We start from the raw sequence: 26,345 nt of genomic DNA, 5'->3' as shown, positions 1-26,345 counted from the left end.
ATAATTCACAGCCGGGGTTGTTCATCATCCTCGTTCATAACCGACTGTTTGATTGCAGGGTTTGTGGCACTCAAGATCAGCAGCACGACTAGACTGCCAATTGCATAGACTGCGAGAATGCTGAAGAGATTCTCCGCAGTCATTTTTTCAATGCCCGCTGTAAAGAACGACGTCATCAGCAAGGCTCCGCCAAAACAGAGTCGACCGGCAAAACTCTGCAGTGATAAAAAGGTCGCTCTCATGTCGCTGCTTAGATGTGGATGAACGGTTGCGTTGATAACGGGGGTCATTAGCCCACGAGGAGTGCTTCTTAGTAGCAGTAAAACCGCTATCACTGGATGAACCCAGATCGCCATTAAGGCAATCAGACCGGCTTGCAGCAACATGGATGCAATCAGGGTCCATTTCGCACCTAGCTTCTCACATACTGCCATCGAACGCCTGCTTGCCCAACCGGCGATCAACATCGTTACTGCGACGTGTAAACTGGCAACAAGTGGCGTCATCGCGTAGGTCCCCGGATCGGCGAACCCATACCGCTGGATCAAAATGTCAAGATAGGACTGAAAGAACTCGTAAGGGACATGATTGAAAACCGTAATCGCAACTACGAATACCGAAACCCAGCGAAGGGTTGGATGTTTCAGTTGAGCGACACACCGGACGAGCTGGTTCGTAAATGTCAACTCCGTTTCGGCTCGATAACGCGGTGGTTCCGTCATCCGCCAGACAATCCAAAGTGTCAACACGCTGCCAATTGCAGATAATAGATAGGCGACTCGCAAGTCAAACCCAGCCAGAATCCCACCGGCGAGACAGGCAGCAGCGGTCGCATAAAAGCCGTAGCTCTGCCCGACTCCCTCATACTCGCCCACCTCGTCAGATCGATCGAGTGTTTGCAACGAGTCGTATAGGATTGATGAATCCGTTCCAGACCGGAACGACATTCCAACCGCTAAAAAGATTTGGGCAAACGCGAACCACATGAATGAGGCTGTCGTCGCAAACAACAAATACGCGGCGGTCCATGCCACTGCGGCAATCTGCAAAGTGGGACGTCGACCAATCCGATCTGAAAAATACCCGGACGGCACCTCCAGTGCAACGACGCTCCAGTAATAAATCGTTTCCAGAATCAACACTTCCCGAACCGTCAAGACGGACTGAAAGTAAAGGAAAAAGACTGGCAACCAAAAATGCAACGACGCGCACGCTTGAAAGTACGGATATAGTTTTAGATTTTTTTCCATGGGTCCGGTAACAAAAAAGAGGTGGGCGGAGGATTTCTCCTACGATCCTGTTATAGAAGGCATTCACAAACAGAATCGCCGACCGACGAAACCGCCGGTCACCGCCCACCGTGTTCTCCTACGATTAGTGTTCGTGGTCGCCGTGAGCCTCTTCGGTAAAGTCACCGGAATAGGGCGTGCCGTCGACTACTCCACCAATCGTTCCTGCGTATTCCTGAACGACGCCTAGACTCTCGTGGTTACCGACGAAGCGTGACGCTTTGCCTGCTGGGTCGCTGCTTTGCGGTGCAGCTTTCAAACTCACTTGCATCACGGGATCATTGATGCTCAGATCGATCGACTCGGCTTCGATGGGAACGGGCGACTTCTCGTCGGCACCGAGGATATAAACTGTGCCTTCTTGCTTGTCGTGATCGACGGTGAATTCGACATGATATTTACCACCACCCCAGTCGGCGATGGTGCCATCGTGTGGCCCCACACCGTGCGCTCCGTGCGGCGCGTGCTCGGTGCCATCGTCGTGGACGTGCGTACCATCCTCATTGGACGCCGCCGCTCCGGGAGCGGACGTCGCTGGGGTTCCTGCGTCCTTGCAGCCGGCAAAGCTTAAGACGCATGCAGTTGCCAGCAGAGTGAACATCGTGGTTGAAAGTTTCATATTTAGTTTCCTGTAAGTATTTTGAGTGTTGGCAAATTGTTTTGAACTGTACGGTGAGACGTTGATCGCCCCTACGGATTCCTTGTTGATTTGATTACTTTATTCCAAATTCGTCCTCCTCCGATTCGAGCTTTGCCAAGTAGGCAGCGTCTTTTCCACTGAATTTCCAAAACAGTCCAGGATGGATCAGAAATTCGCAGAATGTAGACGTGATTAGTCCGCCGAGAATCACGGTAGCGACGGGATACAGAATTTCTCGTCCAGGCTCTTGGCCACCTAGCACCAACGGCATCAAGCCAATGCCTGCGGTTATCGCTGTCATCAAAACGGGAGCGAGTCGCTCGAGGCTACCTCGCATGATCATCGCTTGCGAAAACTCTTCGCCCTCTTCCTGCATCAAATGAAAGTAATGTGTCACCAACAAGATGCCGTTTCGGACCGCGATGCCCCCGAGCGAAATGAAACCAACGAGACTGGCCACGGTCAAATTTTGTTGTGTAATCACCAACGCCATCACGCCACCAATGAATGCAGTGGGTAAGGCATCAGTTCTTTCGATGCCTCACCAACGCAAACCGACATCCCCTAAGCGGATGAAACGGATGCGTGATCGTGAAAGTTCTTTCGTCACCGACCAAATCAGGTGCAGTTGACGACTCATGCAAACGCGCACTTAGAGCGGTATTTCGGATCGCTGAAATCCGAATGCCTTTACAAACTAATTCTCTTTGGCGAGAACGCGACGCGAAAAGCTGTTCGGTGTTTCCTCGATCACTATCACACGGAAAGAAACCACCAGGGTTTGGACAACGAGCTGATCGTGCCCATGGATCGTCCACCGGATTTGAACGCTGAGATAGAAACGACGGAGCGCCTTGGTGGCTTGCTTCGATCGTATCGACGTGCGGCTTAGCTCGTCCCGTTCTCACTCGCTCGCACCACGCCGATTTCAAAACAATCGGTTTGATGTCTGCTGCGCGATGCGACCGTTTTGACGCGATTTTTCAACGGCACCGCTGAATTTGAGCTCGATCTCGACCTAGAATTGGATCTCATCTGAGAACGCAATCTCGGTTTCACTGACCTAAATGCTCGTTCGACTTTTTTGACCCGACGACCACCAAAGCCGGCAAGACCGTCGGCGGCGTGCGATTTATTAAGAGCGTTCTTCACGCATTGTTGACGAATCGAATCTATCTCGGAAAGGTCACCTATCACGATCAAGTCTACGAGGGCGAGCACGAGGCGATCGTCGATCCCGAAACGTTCGAGCGTGTCCAACAACGCTTGCGGCGAAACCGAATCAACGCTGGCGACCGCGTCCACGGACGATCCGCCGGCGTACTTGCCGGGTTGATTCATTGTGCGTCATGCAATTCGGCGATGACTCATTCGGTCAGCAGCCAGCGGCGCCAAGCCAAACGCTATCGCTACTACGTTTGCAGCAAGGCATCCAAACGAGGTCGTAAGACCTGTCCGCGTCCATCATTGCCAGCTGAAGAAGTCGAGCGATTCATCGTCGCTCAACTGCAATCGCTGACCATCGACGAAGACCTGCTTTCGGAAACTTGCAACCGAGTTCTCCAATCCGTCGACGACCGTCACCGGGACCTCGGCAAAGAGCGGTCGACCCTCGTCGCCGCTGTGCATCAAACCGAAAAGGCGATCGACGCATTATCGACGCCAGCCGACGATCACGATCGCGACGTGGCAAGGCTTCAATCGCTCGCCACGCTGACCGACCAGCATCGCCGCGACTGCCAACGACTCGATGCGGTCAACGAGCAACTTCAAGTCATCGATACCGCATCACCCGACCGCGTCGCCATCCTCCGCGCCGTGAAAGACATCGAAACGCTCTGGGATCACCTCACGATCGGGGAACGCTCCCGCCTGATGTCGCTTCTGATCGAACGCATCGAACACGATCCCGTCGAAGGCAACCTCTCGATCACGCTCAGTCCCGCCGGCCTGCAATCGCTCAGCACCGGCACCCCAAACTCAAACCCCAACGCAGCCGAATGACCCACATCCAAGCCAAGTTCCAAACCACCACCGCCGCACGCGGCCGACACCGCGTTACGTCCGTCACTGCGACCAAACCCCCGCCCACGCCGCGCGTGCCCCACGTTACTAAACTGATGGCCCTCGCCATCCGGCTCGACCACCTCCTCGCCACCGGCCAATTCAAAGACCAAGCCGAAATCGCCCGGACCGCCGGCATCACCCGCGCCCGAGTGACTCAGATTCTCAACTTGAACAACCTTGCACCAGACATTCAAGAGCGAATTATTGGATACGCCCCATCGAAAAGTGGCCAAGACTCGCTTAAGGAACGACAGCTGCGCAACATAGCAAATCAATCGAATTGGAATGTACAGCGTCAACGTCTCGGGAAGGCTCTTGATGACCGAAGAAGAGGCTAGGAGGCAGACTTTCGTTCATCGAAATACCTAACAAGCAAACGCTCGGACCGGAACCCGGTAATCAAGGCGTTTGCAAAGTAGACAATAGCCGCGGCAAGGTGCATCCCGAATGCTGCTCCCAGTAGAAAAGCAACGAGCAGAAATATCTTGTTGACGTTGACGCCAAGAGCATTGTTCGGATTGAGATCATGAACAAAATTGAACAAGAACACAAAAAATGCGACCATTGAGGCAATAACGACCGCGAACACGATCAGTAAGAGAACTCGCCATCTATCCCAAAACGCCAGCCTTCTGGCGACGGATTCAACATAATCTCTATCCGATTTCTTCTTGCCGATCAAGTTGCGCATCAGGTCAGTGGAAAGATGTTTGAGAGATTCTGTAAATCATACGTTTGCCGCATCCAAGGTCTGCAGAAGATCCTAATCGGTTTGCGGTCCATCGGTGGGAATCAGCATAACTCGCAGATTCAAATGCTCGTAGAACTGTTGAAATTCGCTCAAATTCTCAGCGTCATCAAACGCGATGATGCAAGGATCACGCTGGCCAAGATACCCGCTAAGATAGCAGTCATCGGCAATTTGCTGCCCCACGTCGTCGTCTCTCACGCACAACAAGATCCCCAAGCTGCGTTTGTGAGTTCGGTTGTAGGCCCGCAACTCCGCGATCTGCTGCTGCAGCGTGGGGATTCCGAGTTCGCATAATTCCTCACTGGTCAGATCCGAAGGCGAGGTTTTTTCCGAAGCAACACCCTTTTGTCGGATCTGTTCCTGAAACCATGCTTCAAATTCTATACCAAGCCTGTGTGCATGCACGGCGCGTTCCTTGCCAACAACGACATCAAGCCGAATAAAATCGACCGCATGGTTCGCAGCGTCCGTACCGATGATCCGCTTGGGGCGATTCGTCTCTGCGATCTCAATTTCAGGAATCGCAATCCGTTTTGCTCGAGAACGCATCACTTCCGTCGCACGCTGATCCTCGTCGGAGATTTTGGCATCTAAAATCGCAGACAATGCGTCTTTCTCAGCTCTTTTCGTCTGATCAAGTTCCGTCCGATAGGTCGCTGCGACTTCGCGGACCGTGTCTTGCAGGTAGTGCCGGATTTCAAAAAACACTATCCCCGATTCAAAGTCCGGCTGATCGATCGCGATCGTCTCTAATCGCAGCAAGACCCGTTCGACACTACCGATTGTTAAACCGTACATCAATCGATTGGAGTTGGCGAGATGTACTCCGACGCCTGCGAACGCGCGCAGATGCCGAATGTCTTGCTCGATCGGCAACCGATGCGATCGGCTCAAAATGTCACTACCCAACTGACGAAGCGATGACGATGCAACTGCGCCCCAGTTGCCGATCGCTTCTGCGGCGAAAAGTCTACCTTCAACCGCTCTTCGAAAGATGCCTTCTGGCACACTGTTGCCGCTAAGCCCAGGCATTTCCTTCTCAACGGATTCCGGGAAAGTTAGTAAAAAACCCGTCGGCCACGGAGCCTCTGGTGCAATGCAGTCCGAGCGTGAATTGCCGGCCTCCATTGCCTCAATCGCTTTTTCATCAATGGGGTCACTGAGTTCCTTTAGGCCCCGAGTGTAAATGACCGCTTTCGCGTATAGCGGCAAAGCGTTATGTGGTTCGAGCTGAGCCCAACTATCGGCTGCGGCAAGAGCAATTGTTTGGTCTGAGCTATCTAGTAGTGCAGCCCAAGCAGAAATCAGCATTGGATCACGTTGAACAGCCGTGAGTAGCAAATGCTCAAAAGATGACGAATCGCCACCCATAGCTTGGCGACGTTCCTGGAGATCCTGCTGCAAATGCCGAGCATACGAACGCATCGCAGCCGCCCTACCTTTCGCCCAAGATTGATCGGCTGCGGATTCGCTATTTGAAATAGTGGCAACTGACTGCAGCGTTTTGTCTAAGAGTTCAATAGTCTTTTCAATGTTGCTTTCATAGACTCCCAGCCTGCCTTTCCAATAGGCTACGCGTGCCGATTGAGGATAGGCTTTGCAAACCCTCTCAAACGCTTTCGATGCATCAACAGAACCAACAGGCTCTGCAATAAAGATCGACCAGAGTGCTTCAGCGATCATCTGATCTTCAGGGCAAGCGGGCGGAGAATCCGCTTTCATGCTCATCGGAACACAAACAAGAACAAGGAAGAACAAAATTACTGATCGCATTTGAAGCAAAGTCATTGATCAATCAATCCAAATAAAAATCTGAGCTTTAAGTTCCTGCCGCTATTCTCCTGTTCCGATCAGATCTCGCGAAGCATCTCGTTGTTTCGCTGGTTCGACAAAATCGTGCCATTGATAACCATCTGGTAATTCGCGGCACGCGGCAAACTCGAGATGCAGAATTCTGCGATGGCGAGTGGTGCCAGGGTGTGATGATCCGCTTGAATGTGTGATCAATGGTCTCATCGCCAACACGTCGCCGACAGCAGCGTGGATCGCGACAGCATTTTCCACGCCGACTCCGTCGCTTTCAACTGACACATGTGATCCAGGAATGACACGCAGTGGCCCATTCTCATCCGTGACCTCATCCAAATGCAACCGCAGGGTCAGCATTTGCCTAAGTACTTCATCGCACGCCACCACATGCGGCACACCAGCTTTGACCGTTGGACGCGAAAAACTCTCAGAAGCACCTGAGTTATCTTTCACGGCGATTGCGGTATCCTTGTGCCAAGGCAACGCCCAAGTGCGATCAGGTGGCTTGTCGAAGAATAGAACTCGGACCAAACCGATCGCGTCACCGAGAACCAATTTCAACGAGTCAAGCAAAATGCCTTGTTGCCAAAACGTCTGGATCTCTGGGACAACGTCAAGCAAGTTGCGAGCCGCGTAAACATGGCCACGACTCGATCGAGCACGTTCAACCTGATCGTCTATTTCAAGGGCTCGCTGGCAGGCTCGCATCAATATATCCACATTCGCCGAGTCAACGGCATCACGGATCAATGTGAAACCGTTGTTGTGTATCTCTCGCAAGTTTTCGTCGTTCATTGCGTCTAATCCTGATCCGGAATCATTTTGCCGGCGAGTGCGCCGATTGCCAATATCGCCGTGAGGAGTGTTCCGCCGATGAATAAAAACGAACGCACCCATTTTCGATCGTATCCCAGCCAACGAACGTAAGTCTCGATGATCGGGCCGGCAAAATAGCAGACGTTCGCGGCAATCCCGCCTTCGACAATCAAAAGAAAAATCCGCAGACGCATTAGGCTTCGACCCGCCAACAGAACCGTTAGCAGGCCAAGCAGGAGGATGAAAACAACTCGCAGCTTTTCCCAAGCTATAAACGTACTGCGAGCAGTATCACCCAGTGATCTCGATGCGGGAATCGCACCTTCGCCGGATTCTGCGGCAGGTTCAGATGTTGGAGTGGAATAGGGATTGGTCATTCCATTTCGACTTCGATTCTGGGATTCAACTCAATAAACTCCGTCGGTACCGCGTCGTTGAGCCAAACGCCTTCGGTGGACAAGGAAATGCGGATGTCCGGCAGAGTTTATTCTACCAGCGGAGTGTCTTGAATGCCGCGACCGAAACTAGCTCAATTCAAATTCCGCTCCAATACCGAACCGATGAACGCATTTACTTCATTCGCGTGAGTCAGTGAAATGACGTGACCACCACCAGCGACGGCCCGTGTTGGGTGCGTGTTTCGAATTGGCAGCACCAAGTCGCGGTCACCGTGAATGTGAAAGATGGGGCAGTCAACTCGCGGCGTAGAATCCCAATCTAGGATTCGCGATAGCGACCACTTAAATACTCTCGGATCGCTGTGACGGAATTGGCGGGCCAGTCCGCCGAGGTGTGGAAACCAACGGCCAACCATCTTCGATCCAATCGGCACACAGGCGATCTGCATCAGCCGGACAGGTAGCAGGGAAACGAGTGGTTGCAAGCGACGAGACCACTTTGCTGATCGGGGCAATTCGTCTGATGAGCGAACACTGCCAATCAGAATAACCGCCAACGGATCAAGGTGCTTGGCAACATGCAACGCCACGATCCCACCGAACGACGCGCCACCAATCACCGCTGGTCCGAACTGCCCTAACTCGCCGGCCAATCGTTCGCTGTAACTGTCAAGCGTATCATCTGATTCAGGAACCGGCCAACTCGGTACGATCAGGTTCTCGAACGCGAGCGACTGTGGAGCAAAGACTTCGCGATCCGCTGCAAGTCCTGAAAACAGAATCAGTGGCGTTGAATTACCGTGCATCGCCAACATCAGTCCTTCTCAATTCCGAAACCACCAATGAATGATCACTGCCGTCACGCTTAATGATTTCGGATTTGATTGTTTCAAAGTGCGGCGTATGAAAAATGTAATCGATCCTCAGAGCGAGCGGTAACGGACGTGTTGGCCAATGCCACGTCGGGTGCGTATCGGCGTCGGTTATCACAGATGCGAACGAGTCGATAAACCCGAGTTCGACGAGACGGTTAGGGGCGTTGAACGACGATAGACTGTTGAAATCGCCAATGACAATGGTGGGCTTCTTGATGTCCAATGACTGGATGATCGCGGTGACTTCGGAAGAGTGTATTTGTTCGGTCGCCGAAACGGCTGTCATTGCATCGGTGATTCCACCTCCACGCTGTACTTGGAATGGCGTCAGATGAACATTGACAATATGAACCGACTCGCCGGCAATGGGGATACTCGCTGAGAAGAAACCGAAGAGACCAGTGGCAGGGCCGACGTATCTGGTATTTGCAAGAGAGGTTTTTGACGCAAACACAAATCGCTCTCCCAAGTACTTGCCTTGGTGGCCGACCGAGTGGAAGTGGGGATAAGTCTTTGCAAGTCGTTCCTTTAGAAACGTTTCTGATACGGGCGTTGTCTCTTGAAAACAAATCAGATCAGCATCTGCTTCGGAGACCGCGTCGAGAATTTGGTCACCGCGACGGTTACCCCAATTCAAATTGTAGGTTGCGATGGTGAATGTTTCGCCACTCGCAGCTGATGAAAGTATGCCCAGGAAGGCAACAAGTAGTGCAATCGACCGAATCATTCTTCAGCTCCTTCCTTGTTCGAGACCGAAGCGGAACGACGCCAACGATCGGCCGGCGGCGAGTGTCGCATAAGTTTCGAAGGGATTTGACATGGTGGATTGGCTCTCGCATGGAACGGATCGTTCGTTATTCAGTATACTCATCTGTACCAGCCGCAATCCCCTGCCAACGAAGAGCAGCCAACTTCAATGACAACTGACCATTCGCTCGGCAAAGGTGTTTACTACGACATCAATGATTACCCCGGGTTCCTGCGGCGATTGGCAGTCCTCGTGATCGATTCTCTCGTTTTGCTTGCGATCGGAATCCTATTGTGGATGGTGATCGCAACATTTTCGATGGCCAACAACGCGTCCTATGATCCGAGCGGTATTTTCTACCTGGTCTGGATCGTTGCAGTGTGGATCTATTTGGTTCCGCTGAAACGCTCGCAGCTGCGTACGATCGCCTATCGCTTACTGAGCCTGAAAATCGTGACGACTCGAGGCGAACGCCCGTCGTTATTTAAGATGACGTTTCGAATGCTGATGTGGATGTTTGGCCCGTTTAACCTCGTAATCGACTTGATTTGGCTGGGTGCTGACACGGAACAACAATCGCTTCGTGACTGTTACGTCGGCACCTATGTCGTGCGGAACACTGCGGAACCGATTGGCGAAGGTCCCATGCATCTGACTCGCTACAACGCCGTAGGTTTTTCGATTGCCTATCCTCGCGCTGGTCGCCAACAGTCAACACCGCAAGGAGTCACGAGAGAGTAGGAACACACTCTTGATCGCATTAATCGACCTGCACTAAACGATCTACTCGTCTGATTCCGACTCCAGCGTTGATGCGGTCGCTGGAACAAAGCTTTTTAAGTATTCGCTATCCGAAATCAAACGCGTCCGGATCATGAACACCTGGCCCATGCCATCATCGCGTCTGACTTGCTCGGCGTCCGATTCGTTTGAATAGGGTTTTGGTGAAAATACTAGCAAGGTTTCCGACTCATTCAAGATACTCTCCACAGCGATCGAATCTGACTTGACCGTTGGCACTTGGATGGTCACCCGATCTTCCGGATCGTTGCCGCGTCCATTAGGTAAGTTCGCTAGTTTCACTCCGTCGATGCTCGCATGAGTGAACACCATTTTCAAATTCACCTCTTCTTCCGCAGTGACTGTTGGTTTCACCAAGAATTTCCAACCATCTTCGAATACGGAAATTTTCGGTTGTAACGCAGTCGCTTTGTTGCCAGGAATTTCAAACACATCGGTGACAAATGGACGTTGCACCATATCGCTGATCACTCCACACTGACCATTAAACATTGTGAATTTCGGAGCAATCATAAGGTTCGACCGATTATCTTTTTGCACTTGGTGCATGAATCTCGCGCTTTGCAAGCGACTGATCTTGGTAACGCGAATGGGGATGGAAACCGCTTGTTCGACCATATTATCATCGTAGGTTGTCGGAGGCCAACCCACCGCATTGAGCGAGAACGTCGCTTCTGCCCACTGTTCAGGGTCGTCCAAGACAGGCGAGCGATCGAGACGGCGCAAGCGAGCAGTCGAATCCGACGTCGACCAATCAAATTGATCGAGCAGGCGAATATTTGTGTTGATGAGTCTTAGCTCGGTGACGATCTGCCACGGACCTGACTGTTCGAATCCCGAAAGTCGTTGCCTCACTAATGCTTCTTTTTGTTTCGTCAGCTCGACGGTCACGACACCGTCAATGATTTTTGTCTCCGCACGTTGCTCTGCCGGCACCAAAGGAGATGTGAAGTAAGTCATGACGAACTTCTGGGCATCAATGCCGGGCTGTAGTTCCTTCGCTTTTTGAAGTGCTTTTTCGACATTGATCGCAACGCTTCGCTTCGACTCTTCACGCTTAACCTTTAAGGGCGTCCGGTCTCCGGGTTGAGCGACAATTGCGTCTGTTGTCAACTGTCGCTGCCACTGGGCTGTCGTATTCTCGAAATTCGGCACCTGCTGCGGTGCGACCTCCGGCGTGTCGATCGGCCCCGCGTCTGTCAGGCCCGATACGGCAACCAAGCCAATCACGGGCGCCGCCATCAAGCCTCGAAGCCACGTTCTGCTTCGAATCGGTGACCCCAGTGACTCGATGCGTCGCTGGAGATTTTTTGGCGCGGCCATCGCGAGCAGTCCTACGGTCGGCTGCTTGCGCAGAGATGGTTGGCCGGCAGCGAATCGAAGCAGCAGTTCGCCATACTCGCGAATCTGCGTCTCATTCAAATGAAGCGTTGCTAGTTCATCAGCGGCTCGCTCCATGCTGTGTTGTAGCTTATTAACCGCGATCCACGATAAGGGATTGAACCAGTGAACTGATTTCACCAAGGTTGCCATCGACAACAACAAGCCGTCGCGACCCTTGACGTGCGCGACCTCGTGACGAAACACCCATTCAAGCTGCTGCATTGTCAACTCTTCTTGCCAGCCCGCCGGGAGGCACACGATCGGCCGAAACAGACCAAACATCGCCGGGGCGTGAAGCGACGCGACTTCTTTGAGCCTAGGGCGTCGTCCCGCACCAAGCTCATCACAGACTCGCAGTAGGCAATCAATGGTCGCTCGATCGGTTACCAACGGCAGCGACCGCAATTTCCAAGCGAAACAAACATGGGACAGGACGTTGCGGAAGAGCAGCACAATCGCGACGGCTGGCAGGCCAAGAACGATCAAGTAGGAAGCTAGTACCAGAAAGGGTTCCATCATTTCAAACCAAGACTCCCCAGCGTCCACTTGATGGAATGGTTGCTGCGCTGCGGACGACGCAAGCAAAGCCAATTCCTCGGCAGTGATCTTCGCCACATAGGCATCCGCCTCAGCCTGTTCCTCCGCAGTCGCGTCGGCTGGCAGGAGTGCAACCGTCACGGACTCCCCATGGTTATCTTCGTAGGTGAACGTATCGAAGCCACGCGAATCCACCGCGACTTCTTCCTCGCTTGATATCAGCGTTTGTGAAGGTTTGTCAGCGACGGAACTGATCGCAACCGTCGACTCGACAGACCAAGGCAACAACAGTCTTGCGATCACGATGAGCCAAAGCCAGCACAGGTAACGCGCGGGGACTCGTTTGCGGATCACCAGCGTCAAGACTGCAACCAATAAAAAAATGGGCAACGTACGCCAGCTTGCCAGGAACACTAAGGCAAGAACCTCACAACACAGTTCGGCAATTTGGTCAATCATTCCTTTGATCCTTTATTCTGAGAGTTTTTCGATTTGCTATGTAGAAGTTCGCGAAGCTGATACAGCTCGTCTTCGCTCAGCTTGGAGGTTTTCACCAGATGCAAGAGTGCTGGTGCCGCGTCGCCACCGAACACACGATCCAAAAACGAGCGACTCGCTTTACGGACACAGGCACTCCGTCTCACGGCGGCGGTGTAGCGGTACTTCTTGCCAATTGGCTCAGTGGTCAAAGCACCCTTTTTCACCAGCCGATGAAGCATGGTTTTGACGGTTGCGTCGGACCACTCGTTTGCCGCACCCAACGCCGCGATCACATCGCTGGCCTCGGTCGGCTGCGAATCCCAGACGAGATTCATCACAATCCATTCCGCGTCTGATAACTGCATGAGTTTTTCCTTTTTCGATGACAGATGTAAACAGTTTACGTCCGTAATCGGTTCTCACGCAAGGCCGATTCCTTGCACTCCAGCAAGCCGGGGCAGTGAAGGTTTGCGAAGCCGCCTAAATCGCTTCCGCCAACTCGTCCAAAATCATCTCCGCCGCCGACTTGATCAACTCGACCAATTCGTTATCCATGAACTGGTAGTCGTCGGGTATGTCCAGCACATGCAGCGGCTTGAACTTCGACTCACCGGGAAAGTCCGCCAGGATTCGCTGTTGGTGTTTGACTTCCATCACCAAAACCGCGTCTGCCCAAACGATGTCACTCGCTCGAATCGTTTGCACGGCGGACCTCGACGTGCCGCGTGAACGAACCGAAATGCGATCGTCGTTACGATAGATCGCTTCCGCCGTGGGACTCCGCCATTGGTTCTTGCTGCACACGAACAGCACGTTGGGTCTTATCACAATGCGATCTTTCGTGACGCGATTGTCAGTCGTCATCGACATCCTCTGGGTCGTTTTGTCGCAAACGGTTGCTTCGCATTTCGACACGTTCAAGTCTCACTTCGCGAATAAAGTTGGGTCAATCCAAATCAAACTGATGATCCGGTGATACCCAAGGAGCGTACCAGATTGTTACCTGTCGAATCAGTCAGGTTCGCCCTGATGTCAATCACGGCGATCACACAAATCCCTCAGTGCCGGCTCAAGTTCTGCGAATTGAAACTCGAACCCTTCGTCCATCAATCGCTTCGGCAATACGTAACGACCATAGAGCACCAGTTCTGGATCGGTTCGCAAGAACAACGGAGCACCGATGCGGACCATCCACTCGGTCGCTGGCAAACCGATCGGCATCCCGATGACTTTGCGAAGCGTCCGCATGAAGTCCACCTGGGACATCGGGTTGGGCGATGAAACGATGTACGCCCCCGTCATCAAATCATCGACAATTGCCCGAGCAATGATCGCGTTCAAATCGTCTTCGTGGATCCAAGACATCCCCTGCAATCCTTTGCCAGCACGTCCGCCCAAACCCAACTTCGCGATTAGCCTTAGCGTCGCGAGCGCCCCGCCTCCCCCACCACGATCACGACCGACAACAAAACTGGTCCGCATCACCACGCCACGCTGAGCGTGTTTATGATCGTTGGGCAATTTGCTCTCCTCAAACGCACACTCCCAAGCCCGAGCGATTGTCGGCGCGAAGCCGATTCCTTCGGCCGAGTCCTCGTTGCAGACCAACGTCGGCGGATCGCCGTAGATGTGAGCCGTACTCATCTGGACCCATGTCGGAGGCGGCGAGTCGACAGCCCGCATCGCTTCGCCAAGCACCCGCGTCGATTCGACTCGCGAACGCAGGATCTCGTCCTGGTGGTCTGGAGTTTTAATGCAATTGACGGTTCGTCCCGTCAAATTCACCACCGCATCGGCACCAGCGAGCAGATCAACCCACGAGCCCAGCGACCGAGCATCCCAAACTTCGTGAGTCCAGCTACCAGTCACCAGCGGAGCCGACCTCGATAGAATCGCTACCTCGGCCCCAGCGGCCGAGAAGCTCTCCGCCATCGAGATTCCCAGAAATCCGCTACCACCCGCAATCACAATTCGCTTGCCGCTGAGTTCCGCCATATCCACGTCTGCTCATCCTTCCAGTTCGCTGGCTTTGTTTGCACAATTACACCAATTGATAACCGCAATAGCGGGATGGGGCTGACTCAGAGAGGACGTTTGTTTTTCAGCGGTTCTCTTTTGCTCGCTCAAACGGGAACGGGCTGTTAATTATTTGTCGCTGTTAATCAGAGAGTCTGAGAGTTTGGGGCGAAAATATTCGTAGAACGGATGAGAACGGGCGGTTCCGTTTCGATCTCCGAATTAGATTCCTCGACCCCGAGAGGTTTTCAAGATCGGCGAGAACTTGCAAAACACTGCAAAAAACGGGGTTAGAAACGAAAAAGCGCCCGGTCGAGAGTTCTCGCTTCCGGGCGTTAATTGGTGTGTCGATCAGTTCGATACTTTTCGACGAGCTCGCTGGTGTATTCGCCGCGTTAACTAAAGCATCGGAATGAAATCAGTACATGGATTCATTTGAACGGGTGACGGTTGATGAGCCTCGTGGTTACTTTGCTCAAGCCTGCTTCGATAACTTCGAGCAGGATTTCATTCCCATCGCATGGTGGAACCGACTGCGAGAACGAAATCGAATCGGAATCGAACGCAGATTTAATGCCAATGGCCTCGGCCAGCGTCCGTACGGCATGGATTTAGATCCAATGTTTAAACTCGTTTGACGGATTCTGGCTGCTCCGCTTTATCCAAATCCAAACTCCGATTGATTGTCGCGGTGCGGACTTGTTCGGTGATGGATTGACGATCACCGCCGGCTGGTTCTGGGGGAGTCTCGATGTCTCTCTCTGTTGCCCGGTTTGCGTTAACCAGAGCGAGCATGTTAACAGAGAGAGTCCGAGAGATTTCGGCGGATGGTGTCGGGGCAGCGGGCCGGAAAGATGCTTTCCGGTTGTCTCACCGAATCAGCCGAGAGCGAACGCGGTGGGCTAGCGGTGGGCAGAAAGAGCCGTAAAATGGGGGCGATAACGAAAAAAGGCCGATGCGTTTGCATCGGCCTTCTGCGTTAACTGGCGGGCAGCAGCATTTCGCTACTGTACAATTTAGCTCCCCGTACACAACTCATTTGTAGCAAGTTCTCTGTTTCGTGGATCGCTATAAGTCGTTGGGCTGCAAGAGATTGCGGACGAAACAGCGTTTCCGGTCGGTCAAAGCGGTCCGAACTTAACCGTCATCAATCCATCTCACGGTTAACAGCTTTCTGTAAACCCGTTGCGTTCAGTTTCGTGACAAAAATGCCGGTTAACGCAAACAGAGAACGTGGATCTCCAACGGAGCAGATGAACGGTAAAGAAGTGGCAAATCTCAGTCGCGACGAAATGCCTTTTATCGCGAAAGAGTGTGGTTAAACGAGTCTCATCGTTTTGTACCGCGCGTGCACCCTTGCGGGTCGATGTATTCCATTTCGTATGGATTCGTGGGCATCTTTCTTGGTATAATCATCGAAACCAAAGTTTTTCGGGGAGAAACGCATGTCGAATGAAGCGAAGCTATTGCCGAACGTCAGCGTCTCGGGTTTAAAGGCGCTCGCCAGCGGTATGCTTGCACCTCAGTCGCAATCGCTTTTGGACGATCTGCTAACTCGAAACTCCGACGGAAAGCTGAGCGAGCAAGAGACCAAAGAGCTTGATTGCCTGATCGAGCAAATCGACGAACTAAATCTGCTCAAAGCTCGGGCTGCCTTCACACTCAGTCACCAAGATCAAAAATCGTGAGTGAATATGTTCCTGCCGATCTGCGACGGCGGGTTCGAGAGACTTTTTTTCTTGTTGTGCGTACTGCCAAACTGCAGAATCCTTGACAGTCACGACGTTTGAAATTGAGCACATTGTTCCAATTTCGATTGGCGGATCAACGGAATATCAGAATCTTTGTCTCGCTTGTCCTGCTTGCAATCGATTTAAGTCAAACCGTACTCGCGGAATAACGGACGCCGGCCATGAAGCGGACTTGTTTCACCCACAACGAGAGAACTGGCTTGAACATTTTGATTGGTCTGTGGATGGAACCGTTGTCGTCGGCTTGACCGAAGTTGCAGAAGCAACCATCAGAACGCTTCGCATAAATGGGCCGCAGGTCGTTGAAGTACGATCACTCTGGGTCGATGCCGGACGTCATCCACCTAAATGACGATCATCGTCGTCATCCGGCTCGGGAACTCCTTGTACTCAACTCAATTGTGGCGGATTCACTGTTTTGTGAAATTCGGCAGAGCCTTCGCCGGCAATGATTTGGAAGCGAAGCCGACTCTTCGATCGCTCAATTCGAACCAAACATGGCGACGCTGCTGGACTGTTTCGGTTAACAGCCTGCGTTAAACGGACGCTCGCTTTCATGGGCGTCACCCTGGGTCAACACATTTCGGGGGCGTGTTCGAGGCTTGCTCCGATTGGGAGAGTCTGCTCGCGGATCGGCGAAGTTGGCATTCACGAGTGATCGCTCTGGCTAGGATCTCGACGATTTCTTGACAGCGTTCTTGTGGCGACGTCTCATCGCTGGATAGTTTCATAGCGGCTTGCGTCAAGGGAATGGATAGAACGGATTTCCGTTCAGACTTACCTCGACGCTGCCTCGTCTCACAGGAGCCATTACCGCAGTTGCTTGCCAAGATTTCGGAAACAATCCGTTCGTTCCGGGACGATCATCCAGTGAACTCGGTGTTCGAGGAAAACTTCAGTGTAGACCAGGCTCTGGCCGGAGGACTGGCGCTGATGGAGCCAGAGGATCATCTTGCGATCGAGGTGCTGGGGACGTCGGCGAGAGGCGGCGTGTGGTAGTGGATTGCGGCTTCGCGATCAACAAATGTAGGTTCCCCTCATGACGCAATGGTTGGAAAATGCCTTTAGTATTCCATCCTTTCGTCACTCTGGTATCATTGTGGAATGTTGAGCGTCACGCAAATACTTTCACAGCTTGAACAGGGAGATCCCGCCGCCGCCGAGGATCTGTTACCACTGGTCTATGACGAGCTGCGAAAACTGGCAGCCGCCAAATTGGCGCACGAGCGATCCGGTCAGACGTTGCAGGCGACGGCGCTCGTGCATGAGGCCTACCTGAAACTTGTCGGCAATGGAGCTGACTTTTCCTGGGATTCTCGTGGACACTTTTTTGCTGCTGCGGCCGAAGCGATGCGCCGTCTATTGATCGATCGGGCACGACGACGACAGACCGAGAAACACGGGGGTGACCTTCAACGCATTTCGCTGAACAAGGTCGATATCCCCGACGAGTCCCGATCCGAGGACTTGCTGGCACTGGATGAAGCCATTAGACGCCTTGAGGTAAACGATCCGATTCAAGCTCAGTTGGTCAAACTAAAGTACTTCGCTGGGTTAACCAACCAACAGGCAGCAGCGGCGCTTGGCATTGGTGTGTCAACGGCGGAAAGGTATTGGGCCTACTCTCGCTCTTGGCTGCGTGCTGAAATTTCCAAGATTCAAAGCTAGTTTTGCCCTCTCGCTGCTGCGACAGTTAGCCGCAGTGAACTGTCGTCTAAAAAAAATCTTCTCAAAATCCCAGGAGATCGTAGGTTTTTTGTGCCAGCATCTCGCATTGATCAGTGAAGGCCCTTTCGTGCCACCACTTTCGCTATCAGGAAATGCAAGATGAGCCAAACTCGCCCGAACGAACAGGAAATCTTTGACGTTGCTCGCCAAATGGATTCGCCAGAGTTGCGTGCATCCTATTTGAAACAGGTGTGTGTCGACGACAAGGCACTGGAAAGCCGATTGGTGGAATTGTTGGCAATCCACGATGCGGATGACAGCCTATTGGATAAGGCTCCTGGTGGCCTGGGCGCCACGGTTGGACTGGATCCGATGGAAGACCATTCTGGCGATTGCATCGGCAACTATCATTTGCTGCAGAAAATCGGCGAAGGCGGGTTTGGCGTTGTCTACATGGCAGAACAAACGAAACCAATCCCGCGAAAAGTGGCTCTAAAGATCATCAAGCCTGGCATGGATTCCAAGGAGGTCATCGCCAGATTCGAATCCGAGCGACAAGCCCTGGCGATGATGAATCATCCCAACATCGCAAATGTGCTTGATGGCGGTCGAACTCCTGACGGTCGACCCTACTTCGTCATGGAACTGGTGCGTGGGGTATCGCTGACGGATTTTTGTGACAAGAAAAAGCTCTCACTGAATGAGCGGTTGGCATTGTTCATGGACGTTTGTGTCGCCATTCAGCATGCTCATCAGAAGGGCGTCATCCATCGTGACCTCAAGCCTGCAAACGTCATGGTCACACTGCATGACGGCAAACCCGTCGTAAAGGTCATTGACTTTGGCGTCGCCAAAGCGATCAACCAGCAGCTTACGGAAAAGACGCTTTTCACTCGCTACGGGCAGATGGTCGGAACGCCTCAGTACATGAGCCCGGAGCAGGCGGAGATGAGCGGCTTGGATGTTGACACACGAAGCGACATCTATTCGCTGGGCGTCATGCTGTACGAATTGCTGGTTGGTACGACTCCGTTGACAAAAGAAGCCTTCCGAGAAGTTGGCTATGTCGAGATGCAAAAACTGATTTGCGAAGGAGAGCTTGCACCTCCCACGAACCGTTTGAGCACGACGGGGCAACAACAGCTTTTGGACATTGCTGATCACCGCGGCGTATCGCCGGAGAAGCTAACCAGCAGGATTCGCGGAGATCTTGAATGGGTCGTCATGAAGACCTTGGAAAAGGAACGTGATCGGCGCTACGCATCGCCCCTGGAACTCAGTCGGGAAATCGACCGATACCTCAACAACCATCCCGTCGAAGCGCACGCACCATCGATCGGCTACCGAGCCAAAAAATACATCCACCGTCACCGCGGACTTGTTGCCGCTGTGACCTCGATCATCAGCGTTCTTTCCTTGGCTGTGGTGTTCAGCACTAGCATGTTGCTGCTTACTTTGCAGTCTTTGGAAAATGAAGCTGCCCATCGCGTAAGAGCGGAGGAAGAAAGAGCCGCAAAAGAGGATGCGTTTGATAAGGTGGAAAAGCTTGCTAGCCAACTCGCAGATCAACTGTATGCCTCACAGATTGAGCAAGTAGAGACGCTCATTGAAACAGGTGACTTAAGGGCGGCGAAAAATGTGTTAGATTTGTGCTCCGATAACCACCGTGATTGGGAATGGGATCACCTTTCATTGCTTTGTAAGGAGCGTAGCAGACGTCTCTTCACGGTCCCTGGGGAACAAGATCCCCAATTCTTCAACAATAGAAAGAGCTTTCTCAATATAGGTGTTCAAGATTCCGGGTGCGTGATCAATTCATGGAGCACTGAAACCGGGGAAGTTGTGGAAACGATGGAGTTACCAACAACCGACATGCTGACGATGGTTGCCCTGCATCCAGACGACCGCACAATTGCAGTCGGAACCAATACGGGAGATGTGTTTCTCGCGGACTTCGACAGCAAAAAAATTCTACACCAACTCTCAGGTGTCAATTCCCAACGCGTTGATGGGATTGCCTTTAATCCCAACGGAAAGTCATTTGCAGCATCAGGAGGGGGGGGAGAGTTCAATATATGGGAGGTCAGCACAGGTAAACTTCTCCACAAACTTAATTTTAGTGGCGGAACCCGCAATATCGCTTATGACCCAACAGGGAACTTTGTGACATGCGGACGAACACCCAATGGAGGCGATTGCGTGTTCAGGGTTTGGGATGCCGAAACGATGGAAGTGTGTCATGAGCAAGACTTCGTCAATGGTAGTTTTCGGGCTGTTGATTTTAGCGATGATGGCCAGTGGCTTGCTGTAGGACATTCAGGCACTGGAGCTCATCTCCTGCGTGTCGGCACATGGGAGGAGGAAGCAATACTCTCGAACGCAACGGGGGACTATCAGTCCGTCAATTTCAGCCCCAAGAGCGATTTGGTTGCAGCCGGTGAGCAGGGAATGGTATCCGTTTGGGATATCCAAACGGGACAGATTGAATTCGAGTTCAACGTAGAGCATCAAAAATCATGGTGGATGTCGTTCAGTCCTGACCAAGATAAGTTGGCTGTTTTTGGGACCGGTAGTGAGCGAAAGACAATTGTATTTAGCTTGGAAGACTCCTCCGCCGTTGATTCGGAGGAAATTAGCCAACGTTCTAAGTACCAACTTCTCGGAATGAACGACAAGTATTTGGATATTGGGAAATTCAGCAACGATGGAACACTCTACGCCAACGGTGGGGCCAACTGGACAGTCAAAGTTTGGGAAACGACCAGCGGGCGAGATCTGGCAACGCTCTATGGTCATCGTTCAAACCTTGTGGGGCTGACTCTTTCTCCAGATAACACCAGGGTCTATTCTGTTGACGAGACAGGCGTTTTGATCGCATGGAATCTCGCCACTCACCAGCAACTATGGATGCTTGCGCTGCGAACACCCCACCGATACATCTCGTGGAAAGCACTGGAATGCAGTCCAGATGGTTCGCTTCTTTATGCCGGTACGTCTAAAGGATCCGTTGCGGTCATCGATACGTTGAAAGGGATCGTCAGCAAGCAACTGAACGGAAAACTCTCCGATGAAATCTGTCATTTGGCTCTTTCGCCCGATGGAAAGAAACTAGTTGCCAGTGCGGGAAACAAAAAGGGAGGATTGCTTGAGTTTTGGGATCTAACGACAGAAGAGGTGTATGGCAAGCTCGATGTCGGATGGGACATTTCATGCCTCTCAATGTCCCCAGATTCATCCAAGGTTTTGGCTGTAACATCGAAAGGGATCTCAATCGTCAATCTAGATCGCCCCAAAATAGATAGATTTCGGAATGCACGTGGAACACGTTTTTGGAAAGCAAAGTTTACGCCAAGTGGTCAACGAATAATTGCATCCCAATTTGGAACATGCAGCGTGCTCGATCTAGACGGGGAATTGCTATTTGATTGGCAAATTCCAAAATGTTACGATCCAAGTGTTTCGAGTAAGGGGACCGTCGCGGTTAGCGGACTGGAGGGAATTGTTTGGCTCTTTGAGCAGAATCCCAGCGAATCCGGACAAAGGGATTTCTACGCTAGTGTGCATCAGGCTATTTCGATTGCCGTTGACAGCGGGCTTGCAGAGGAAACGATTCGTCGGCTCGATGAAATTGAGAACCTACAAGATGATGTGAGGGACGAGGCAGTTCGCTGGGTCCGAAAACGCGGTGATGATCCAATTCGGTTGAGCGATCAAAGTCACGAAATACTGCTGAACCGCGAGGTTGACCAATATCCTTCGGCTCTCAAGTATGCTTTAGCTGCAGATGCGGCTATCCCCGACTGCACCGAGTTTTTGGCGGCTATTGGAATTGCTCATTACCGTAATGGTAATTTGGATGAAGCGGCAGCCGTCCTCGGGAGACTTAGGGAGATCGATTGGGACCTTCGAAAGCCCACAACTTTTGATCGTTGGATCGACTATCCGTTAGATGCTCACGTGTTTGCGGTGCTTGCGATGGCGGAACGAGAACTGGGTAACCAAGATCAAGCTAAAGAATGCCTGGAAATCGCAATCCAGCGACTCGGTGGCAAAGAGTCTGGAAAATACCCGGTGCACGAGATCGTTGAGGAAGCTAAACAACTTCTTGCAGGGACTTGAATCCACCCCTGTCAACGACCAGATTGAATATCGTTAAGATAGGGACTCAACAAGCGAGTCTCGTCGCAGCGGAAATGACCTCCAAGTGAAAGTTGGAGAATCCCAGCAATTAAGAATTCTAAAGGTCGTGTTTTCGACTTTCACTCTATTCCTGTTTTGCGATGCTGATCCCACCGGGTGTGTTCTCGATGGCATCGCTCGAGGATAATGAAGGACAGAAGGACGGTGAGATTCAAAATCCCGTTCGAATTACAAAACCGTTCTATTTGAGCGTCTACGAGGCAACTCGTAGTGCTCGCTCACGGCCTCAGCACGCCAATGTCCGAAGCATGCAATTAGCATTCGAACGCTTGCCTTTTATTAATGGAGAATCGACATGACTAGCTTCAACTCAGGACGCTTTGTGGTGGGTGCCTTCGTCTGGCTTTTGACATGGCACGCAACCGGTCAAGCAGAGGAACCTTCGTACTTAACAACAGGGACACCCATTCGACTATTGAGCGCAAATGATGGCGCTACAGTCATTCAGCTAGATGAAAACGGATTATTTGACCGCACCAAAACCATTTCGGACTCGATTACGGTCATCGACCTTGACCGGGACGAACCACCGAGTGTTCGAACAGTTTTCGAGACTGTCCCCGTCACGATTACCGGACCGCCGCATATGGCGATGTCGAAAGACGGACGACTGGGATTCGTCACCAACCATAGCTGGCAACCGGACGATCCAACGTGTCTCACAACCGACTACAGCACGCTTCCTGCCGACCGGCAGAATGTACTGAGCGTCATCGACCTTGATTCGCCCAACTTGACAGTATCACAAACGATTGAATTGCCTCCACATCCTTGGCACGTTCGGATGCATCCCGACGGTCAACACGTCATCGTCACCTGTTGGCGGGAATTTTGCGTCTACAAGATCGTCGGAAAAGAACTCGAGTTGGCTAGAACGAATCCGACGCCATTCATACAGGTCGGTTTCGATATTAGCCCAAAGGGTGACCGAATCATCGCTACGGCTCTGAGCCATGATTACACGGAAAATGACTGCGGAAAAGACGTTGACGTACAGGTCTACCTTTTCTCAGTAGACGGTGATCGCATCGAGTTTTTGCATCAGGTCAAGATGTCTCCGAAACTTGGAAGTATCGACGGGCCGTTTGCTCCCCGCTTCAGCCCAGATGGCAAGCGTGTGTTGTTTATGAATGGGGCGGGCGTCCCCAACAAAGGAGTGCTTGACGCCGTTCTGAGTATTGACATGACACTCGAACAGCCCGCTGTCACGGAAGCCATACCCCAAGTTGCCGATGGGCTTGAGAGCCTCGCGATCCATCCCGATGGTGACATGGCCGTCGTCACCTGTCTTGGAAACACTGCGAATTATAATGCAACCCAAGCCTTTTCCCGTCTGGCCATTATCGATTTAAAGAGCAAGCCCATGCGAATGCTCGCTCAGATACCTGTCGAGGCTGGGCCACAAGGGATTGAGTTTTCGCCAACGGGCGACAAATTGTTCGTCGGTTGCGCATTTGCCCACCATGTCGCGGTATACGATGTTGAGGGCTTTCGATTGATCCGGTCTCCGTACATCCTGCCAACGGGCCACGGCCACGCATCGCTGGCCATTGGTCCACAGCCCAACGAGTAGTTGTGTAACCCGATCGACAGAAGACGATGTTGATCCGAGTTGCCGGCGATGTGATTTTTCAGCTTGTGAGATCTCAGTATCTGATGATCAAAAGCGAAAATGGCATTCTCAACCAATTGTCACTGCATATTTTGGGGATTCGTGTCTATCGAGTTGAAATCGCTCTCCCGTGCACAACTCAATTGCGGTGGGGCTCTGTTTTGTGCAATCGGGAAAAGCCAGCGACGGTAATGATTTGGGAGAGATTTCGTGTGAACAACCTTAGTCCGGTGCAATGTTCAGTAGTGAACGCTCCATGTTCACACGGAAACGCCTGAGTACTGCCTCCGTTGGTAGAACCGCATTAATCGCCAAATACTCGCCACATAGCAGTGATTATCGGACGCACGGCGTGACATAGACGCTGCCATCGATAGCATCCTCCCGATTCAAATACGCTGGTCACTCTACGTTGGCCGCTACGATTGCTGCTTTCCAACTTCCAAATGTGCGTTTGATCGCCAACGCGACGTCCCGATTTTCTAAGCAAACACTCGAGAATGTCATGCTCTGCCCAGTCGCATGACGCTCTCTGATCCAGTGCAAAATTGTGTTGCGATCCATGTGCGGCGGACGGCGGCGGGAGACGTTCGTTAGGTTGATTCCGGCGGCCGTGAGTGCCTTTCGCCAGGTGCCGTGGTAGCGGAGGGCCGCTTCATAGAGCGCGCGATCCCGACTTCGGTTCACCACGGCCCCAAGGTCGTAGCCTGTCGTACACAATCGGCGGAGTTGTTGTTCTACACGGGCTTGCGTGAGGTCGCGACGTGGGCCAACGTGGTGTACGTTGACGCCTGCGTAAGTGAGTGCCGTTGTCCACGCACCGAACTCGTCGCACGCGGCGGCGTGGAGGAGTTCATCGTCGCGGCGGACGTCATCTTCGAGCAAACTCTCTCTGGCGACGTCACGCTTGACGATGTTGCGGATGATGGTTTCGCGAATCATGAGGCCACCTTCCGTGTTGTTTGTTTGGTTTGGATGCCCGCGGCGGATAACGCGGCGGTCCAGGATCCGAAATGTCGCTGGGCCGCTGCGGCCATGTTGGTGTTGTCGGGGTGTCTGCAAACGAGCGATTGGCCGTCGCGTTGTCGCTGCTGGATCTCTTGGATGATGACTCGCTTGCTCCATTGGCGCCGAGAAGGCGGAATGCCAGCAGCGATCATCGCCGCGTGCCAAGTTCCGAAGTGGGTTTTGGCCGCGTTGTAGAGACTCTGATCGCTCTTGCTGATACCGGTAAGACGAATACCTTCACTGCGCGCGAGTATTATTGCTTCAATGACCTTCTGCCTTGTCCAGCGCTTGAGAGGTTTGGAGATTGGAATTCGATCAGCAAGGCCCGCAGCCTTGACGGCTTTAGCCCAAGATCCAAACCGTCGCTTTGCGGCATTGGCAAGGCGTATATCACCCAACCCTTGAATATGCTTTGGCTTGCCATTCACATATCGCTCTTGTATTTCGGCAATCACGCGTACATCCGTCCAATATCGCGGTGACGGCTCGATGTCCGCTTCCTCAAAGGCTTTGTCCAATCCGCCGAAAAACCGTATCGCTGCATCGGCTAGGTTCGGTTCCGATTCACAGAGGCTTGTATCCGTCGATCGTTCACGCCACGCCTTCAATCGCTCGATCACTCGTTGCTGTGTCCATCGTTCTCGATGAATTGGCTCAAACCCAGCCGCCTCTAAAGCGGTTCCCCAGTTTCCGAACCAATTTACGGCGGCTCGAAACAAGGATTTTTCTTCACGCCATGTTCGACACAACACGTGACCCTGGGCATTGCGTTTGCGAATCGCCTCAATCACCTTCCTCTTGGACCAACGGCGATGCATCGTCCATTCCAAGCCGACCGATCGCACTGCCTCTCCCCAGGAACCGAACCACCTATACGCTGAACGATGGAGATCGAAGTCCCTATCTCGCATGTTCGATAGTGACTGACCTTCTCGGTGCAAACGCATGATTCGGCGTTTGACCTCCGCCTCCGAATACGTGACTTTTGCCTGAAACGGAAAGCCGGCGGCCGATCGTGCGACCCTCCAATTGCCGAACAGTCGCTTTGCCGCAGCATAGAGCTCCGGATCTTTACGGCGCGTCAATCGTATGTTATGACCGTCTTCGACATACTTGCGAATGGCGTTGATCGCCGTTTGTCTTGTCCAATCGGGGTGAGCGGGCGGTTTCGTTTTGCATGGCAAGCCTGCGGCGGCCAGTGCTTTGCGTATCGAACCGAAGTGTCGAATCGCAGCACAAACCAGCTTGCTATCGTCCACGATTTTGCCCTCGTGTCGCTCTTTTAGCTCGCATAGGATGCGTTTGCGAGACCAGCGTTCACGTACCGACGCGAAGCCGGCAGCCTCCAACGCTTGCCGCCACGACCCGAACACGGCCGATGATCTCGAAGTTACGCCAGAATCCTGCGCCCACAACTTGCCAACGGGAACACCCTCGTCATGCCATTTCTGCAGTCGGGCAATGATTTTGTCCTTTGTCCAAATCTCTCGCGGCAT

General features: G+C 52.5%; 25 protein-coding genes and 2 pseudogenes. 12 read left to right on the top strand and 15 right to left on the bottom strand.

Annotated features, from left to right (window positions below; translation table 11 throughout):
- Window positions 1-5: 5 nt before the first annotated feature.
- From Poly41_RS10560 to Poly41_RS10550, 3 genes and pseudogenes are all read right to left on the bottom strand, one after another.
- Entirely contained in the window at window positions 6-1,250 is a 1,245-nt protein-coding gene (locus tag Poly41_RS10560; RefSeq protein WP_146526176.1) for an MFS transporter, read from the bottom strand.
- A gap of 124 nt (window positions 1,251-1,374) precedes the next feature.
- A complete protein-coding gene (locus tag Poly41_RS10555) occupies window positions 1,375-1,908 on the bottom strand; it encodes a C40 family peptidase (RefSeq protein ID WP_231615567.1) in 534 nt (177 codons plus the stop codon).
- A 94-nt stretch (window positions 1,909-2,002) separates the two neighbouring features.
- Window positions 2,003-2,455 (bottom strand): annotated as a pseudogene (locus tag Poly41_RS10550) (efflux RND transporter permease subunit); the annotation flags it as partial.
- A gap of 96 nt (window positions 2,456-2,551) precedes the next feature.
- Between Poly41_RS10550 and Poly41_RS35650 the strand changes: the two are divergent.
- The 4 genes and pseudogenes from Poly41_RS35650 (at window position 2,552) to Poly41_RS10535 (ending at window position 4,334) form a co-directional block, all read left to right on the top strand.
- The gene (locus Poly41_RS35650; protein ID WP_146526175.1) at window positions 2,552-2,821 is read left to right on the top strand and encodes an integrase core domain-containing protein; all 270 of its coding nucleotides are present in this window, start codon (window positions 2,552-2,554) and stop codon (window positions 2,819-2,821) included.
- A 230-nt stretch (window positions 2,822-3,051) separates the two neighbouring features.
- Window positions 3,052-3,195, top strand: a pseudogene (locus Poly41_RS35410) (recombinase family protein); the annotation flags it as partial.
- The gene (locus Poly41_RS10540; RefSeq protein ID WP_261344897.1) at window positions 3,196-3,933 is read left to right on the top strand and encodes a zinc ribbon domain-containing protein; all 738 of its coding nucleotides are present in this window, start codon (window positions 3,196-3,198) and stop codon (window positions 3,931-3,933) included.
- On the top strand, window positions 3,930-4,334 hold the full coding sequence (locus Poly41_RS10535; protein WP_146526173.1) for a hypothetical protein: 405 nt from the start codon (window positions 3,930-3,932) through the stop codon (window positions 4,332-4,334). The genes Poly41_RS10540 and Poly41_RS10535 overlap by 4 nt, the downstream gene beginning before the upstream one ends.
- Here Poly41_RS10535 and Poly41_RS10530 read toward each other — a convergent pair.
- From Poly41_RS10530 to Poly41_RS10505, 6 genes are all read right to left on the bottom strand, one after another.
- Window positions 4,331-4,678: a hypothetical protein gene (locus Poly41_RS10530; protein WP_146526172.1), complete on the bottom strand. Its 348-nt coding sequence runs from the start codon at window positions 4,676-4,678 to the stop codon at window positions 4,331-4,333. The genes Poly41_RS10535 and Poly41_RS10530 overlap by 4 nt on opposite strands.
- Window positions 4,679-4,759: 81 nt before the next feature.
- Complete coding sequence (locus Poly41_RS10525) at window positions 4,760-6,520, bottom strand: hypothetical protein (protein ID WP_146526171.1); 1,761 nt, start codon at window positions 6,518-6,520, stop codon at window positions 4,760-4,762.
- A gap of 60 nt (window positions 6,521-6,580) precedes the next feature.
- Window positions 6,581-7,351, bottom strand: a complete 771-nt coding sequence (locus Poly41_RS10520) for a phytanoyl-CoA dioxygenase family protein (protein ID WP_146526170.1) — start codon at window positions 7,349-7,351, stop codon at window positions 6,581-6,583.
- 5 nt (window positions 7,352-7,356) lie between these two features.
- Window positions 7,357-7,749, bottom strand: a complete 393-nt coding sequence (locus Poly41_RS10515; protein ID WP_146526169.1) for a hypothetical protein — start codon at window positions 7,747-7,749, stop codon at window positions 7,357-7,359.
- A gap of 152 nt (window positions 7,750-7,901) precedes the next feature.
- Window positions 7,902-8,585: an alpha/beta fold hydrolase gene (locus tag Poly41_RS10510; protein WP_146526168.1), complete on the bottom strand. Its 684-nt coding sequence runs from the start codon at window positions 8,583-8,585 to the stop codon at window positions 7,902-7,904.
- Window positions 8,566-9,372 carry an endonuclease/exonuclease/phosphatase family protein gene (locus Poly41_RS10505; protein WP_146526167.1) on the bottom strand — a complete coding sequence of 269 codons (807 nt, stop codon included), beginning with the start codon at window positions 9,370-9,372 and terminating at the stop codon, window positions 8,566-8,568. Before Poly41_RS10505 ends, Poly41_RS10510 begins: the two co-directional genes overlap by 20 nt.
- Window positions 9,373-9,561: 189 nt before the next feature.
- Here Poly41_RS10505 and Poly41_RS10500 point away from each other — a divergent pair, with 189 nt between their 5' ends.
- A complete protein-coding gene (locus Poly41_RS10500) occupies window positions 9,562-10,134 on the top strand; it encodes an RDD family protein (protein WP_146526166.1) in 573 nt (190 codons plus the stop codon).
- A gap of 42 nt (window positions 10,135-10,176) precedes the next feature.
- Here the strand turns inward: Poly41_RS10500 and Poly41_RS10495 are convergent, their stop codons facing one another.
- From Poly41_RS10495 to Poly41_RS10480, 4 genes are all read right to left on the bottom strand, one after another.
- Entirely contained in the window at window positions 10,177-12,573 is a 2,397-nt protein-coding gene (locus Poly41_RS10495; RefSeq protein ID WP_146526165.1) for a M56 family metallopeptidase, read from the bottom strand.
- Window positions 12,570-12,959, bottom strand: coding sequence for a BlaI/MecI/CopY family transcriptional regulator (locus Poly41_RS10490; protein ID WP_146526164.1), 390 nt, complete (start codon window positions 12,957-12,959; stop codon window positions 12,570-12,572). Before Poly41_RS10490 ends, Poly41_RS10495 begins: the two co-directional genes overlap by 4 nt.
- Window positions 12,960-13,074: 115 nt before the next feature.
- Window positions 13,075-13,458, bottom strand: a complete 384-nt coding sequence (locus tag Poly41_RS10485; RefSeq protein WP_231615565.1) for a low molecular weight protein tyrosine phosphatase family protein — start codon at window positions 13,456-13,458, stop codon at window positions 13,075-13,077.
- 168 nt (window positions 13,459-13,626) lie between these two features.
- On the bottom strand, window positions 13,627-14,589 hold the full coding sequence (locus tag Poly41_RS10480) for an epimerase (RefSeq protein WP_146526508.1): 963 nt from the start codon (window positions 14,587-14,589) through the stop codon (window positions 13,627-13,629).
- 446 nt (window positions 14,590-15,035) lie between these two features.
- On the opposite strand from Poly41_RS10480, the gene Poly41_RS10475 reads away from it, so the two are divergent.
- The 7 genes from Poly41_RS10475 to Poly41_RS10445 all read left to right on the top strand — a co-directional run bounded on the left by Poly41_RS10475 (window position 15,036) and on the right by Poly41_RS10445 (window position 23,802).
- On the top strand, window positions 15,036-15,248 hold the full coding sequence (locus Poly41_RS10475; RefSeq protein WP_146526163.1) for a hypothetical protein: 213 nt from the start codon (window positions 15,036-15,038) through the stop codon (window positions 15,246-15,248).
- An 807-nt stretch (window positions 15,249-16,055) separates the two neighbouring features.
- On the top strand, window positions 16,056-16,298 hold the full coding sequence (locus Poly41_RS10470; protein ID WP_146526162.1) for a hypothetical protein: 243 nt from the start codon (window positions 16,056-16,058) through the stop codon (window positions 16,296-16,298).
- Window positions 16,299-16,302: 4 nt separating this feature from the next.
- Window positions 16,303-16,713 (top strand): HNH endonuclease, encoded by a 411-nt coding sequence (locus Poly41_RS35645; RefSeq protein WP_390621418.1) that lies wholly within the window; start codon window positions 16,303-16,305, stop codon window positions 16,711-16,713.
- Between the two features lie 467 nt (window positions 16,714-17,180).
- Window positions 17,181-17,360, top strand: coding sequence for a hypothetical protein (locus Poly41_RS10460; RefSeq protein WP_146526161.1), 180 nt, complete (start codon window positions 17,181-17,183; stop codon window positions 17,358-17,360).
- A gap of 105 nt (window positions 17,361-17,465) precedes the next feature.
- Window positions 17,466-18,029: an ECF-type sigma factor gene (locus Poly41_RS10455; protein WP_146526160.1), complete on the top strand. Its 564-nt coding sequence runs from the start codon at window positions 17,466-17,468 to the stop codon at window positions 18,027-18,029.
- 159 nt (window positions 18,030-18,188) lie between these two features.
- Window positions 18,189-22,148 (top strand): protein kinase domain-containing protein, encoded by a 3,960-nt coding sequence (locus Poly41_RS10450; protein WP_146526159.1) that lies wholly within the window; start codon window positions 18,189-18,191, stop codon window positions 22,146-22,148.
- A 376-nt stretch (window positions 22,149-22,524) separates the two neighbouring features.
- Window positions 22,525-23,802: a lactonase family protein gene (locus tag Poly41_RS10445; RefSeq protein WP_146526158.1), complete on the top strand. Its 1,278-nt coding sequence runs from the start codon at window positions 22,525-22,527 to the stop codon at window positions 23,800-23,802.
- Window positions 23,803-24,243: 441 nt separating this feature from the next.
- Here Poly41_RS10445 and Poly41_RS10440 read toward each other — a convergent pair whose 3' ends face one another.
- Complete coding sequence (locus tag Poly41_RS10440; RefSeq protein WP_146526157.1) at window positions 24,244-24,783, bottom strand: hypothetical protein; 540 nt, start codon at window positions 24,781-24,783, stop codon at window positions 24,244-24,246.
- On the bottom strand, window positions 24,780-26,345 hold the full coding sequence (locus tag Poly41_RS10435; RefSeq protein ID WP_146526156.1) for a hypothetical protein: 1,566 nt from the start codon (window positions 26,343-26,345) through the stop codon (window positions 24,780-24,782). The genes Poly41_RS10440 and Poly41_RS10435 overlap by 4 nt, the downstream gene beginning before the upstream one ends.

The organism is Novipirellula artificiosorum, from assembly GCF_007860135.1.
GTDB classification, from domain to species: domain Bacteria; phylum Planctomycetota; class Planctomycetia; order Pirellulales; family Pirellulaceae; genus Novipirellula_A; species Novipirellula_A artificiosorum.
The sequence above is the reverse complement of the archived record's forward strand: the minus strand, read 5'-3'. Positions and strand labels throughout refer to the sequence as shown.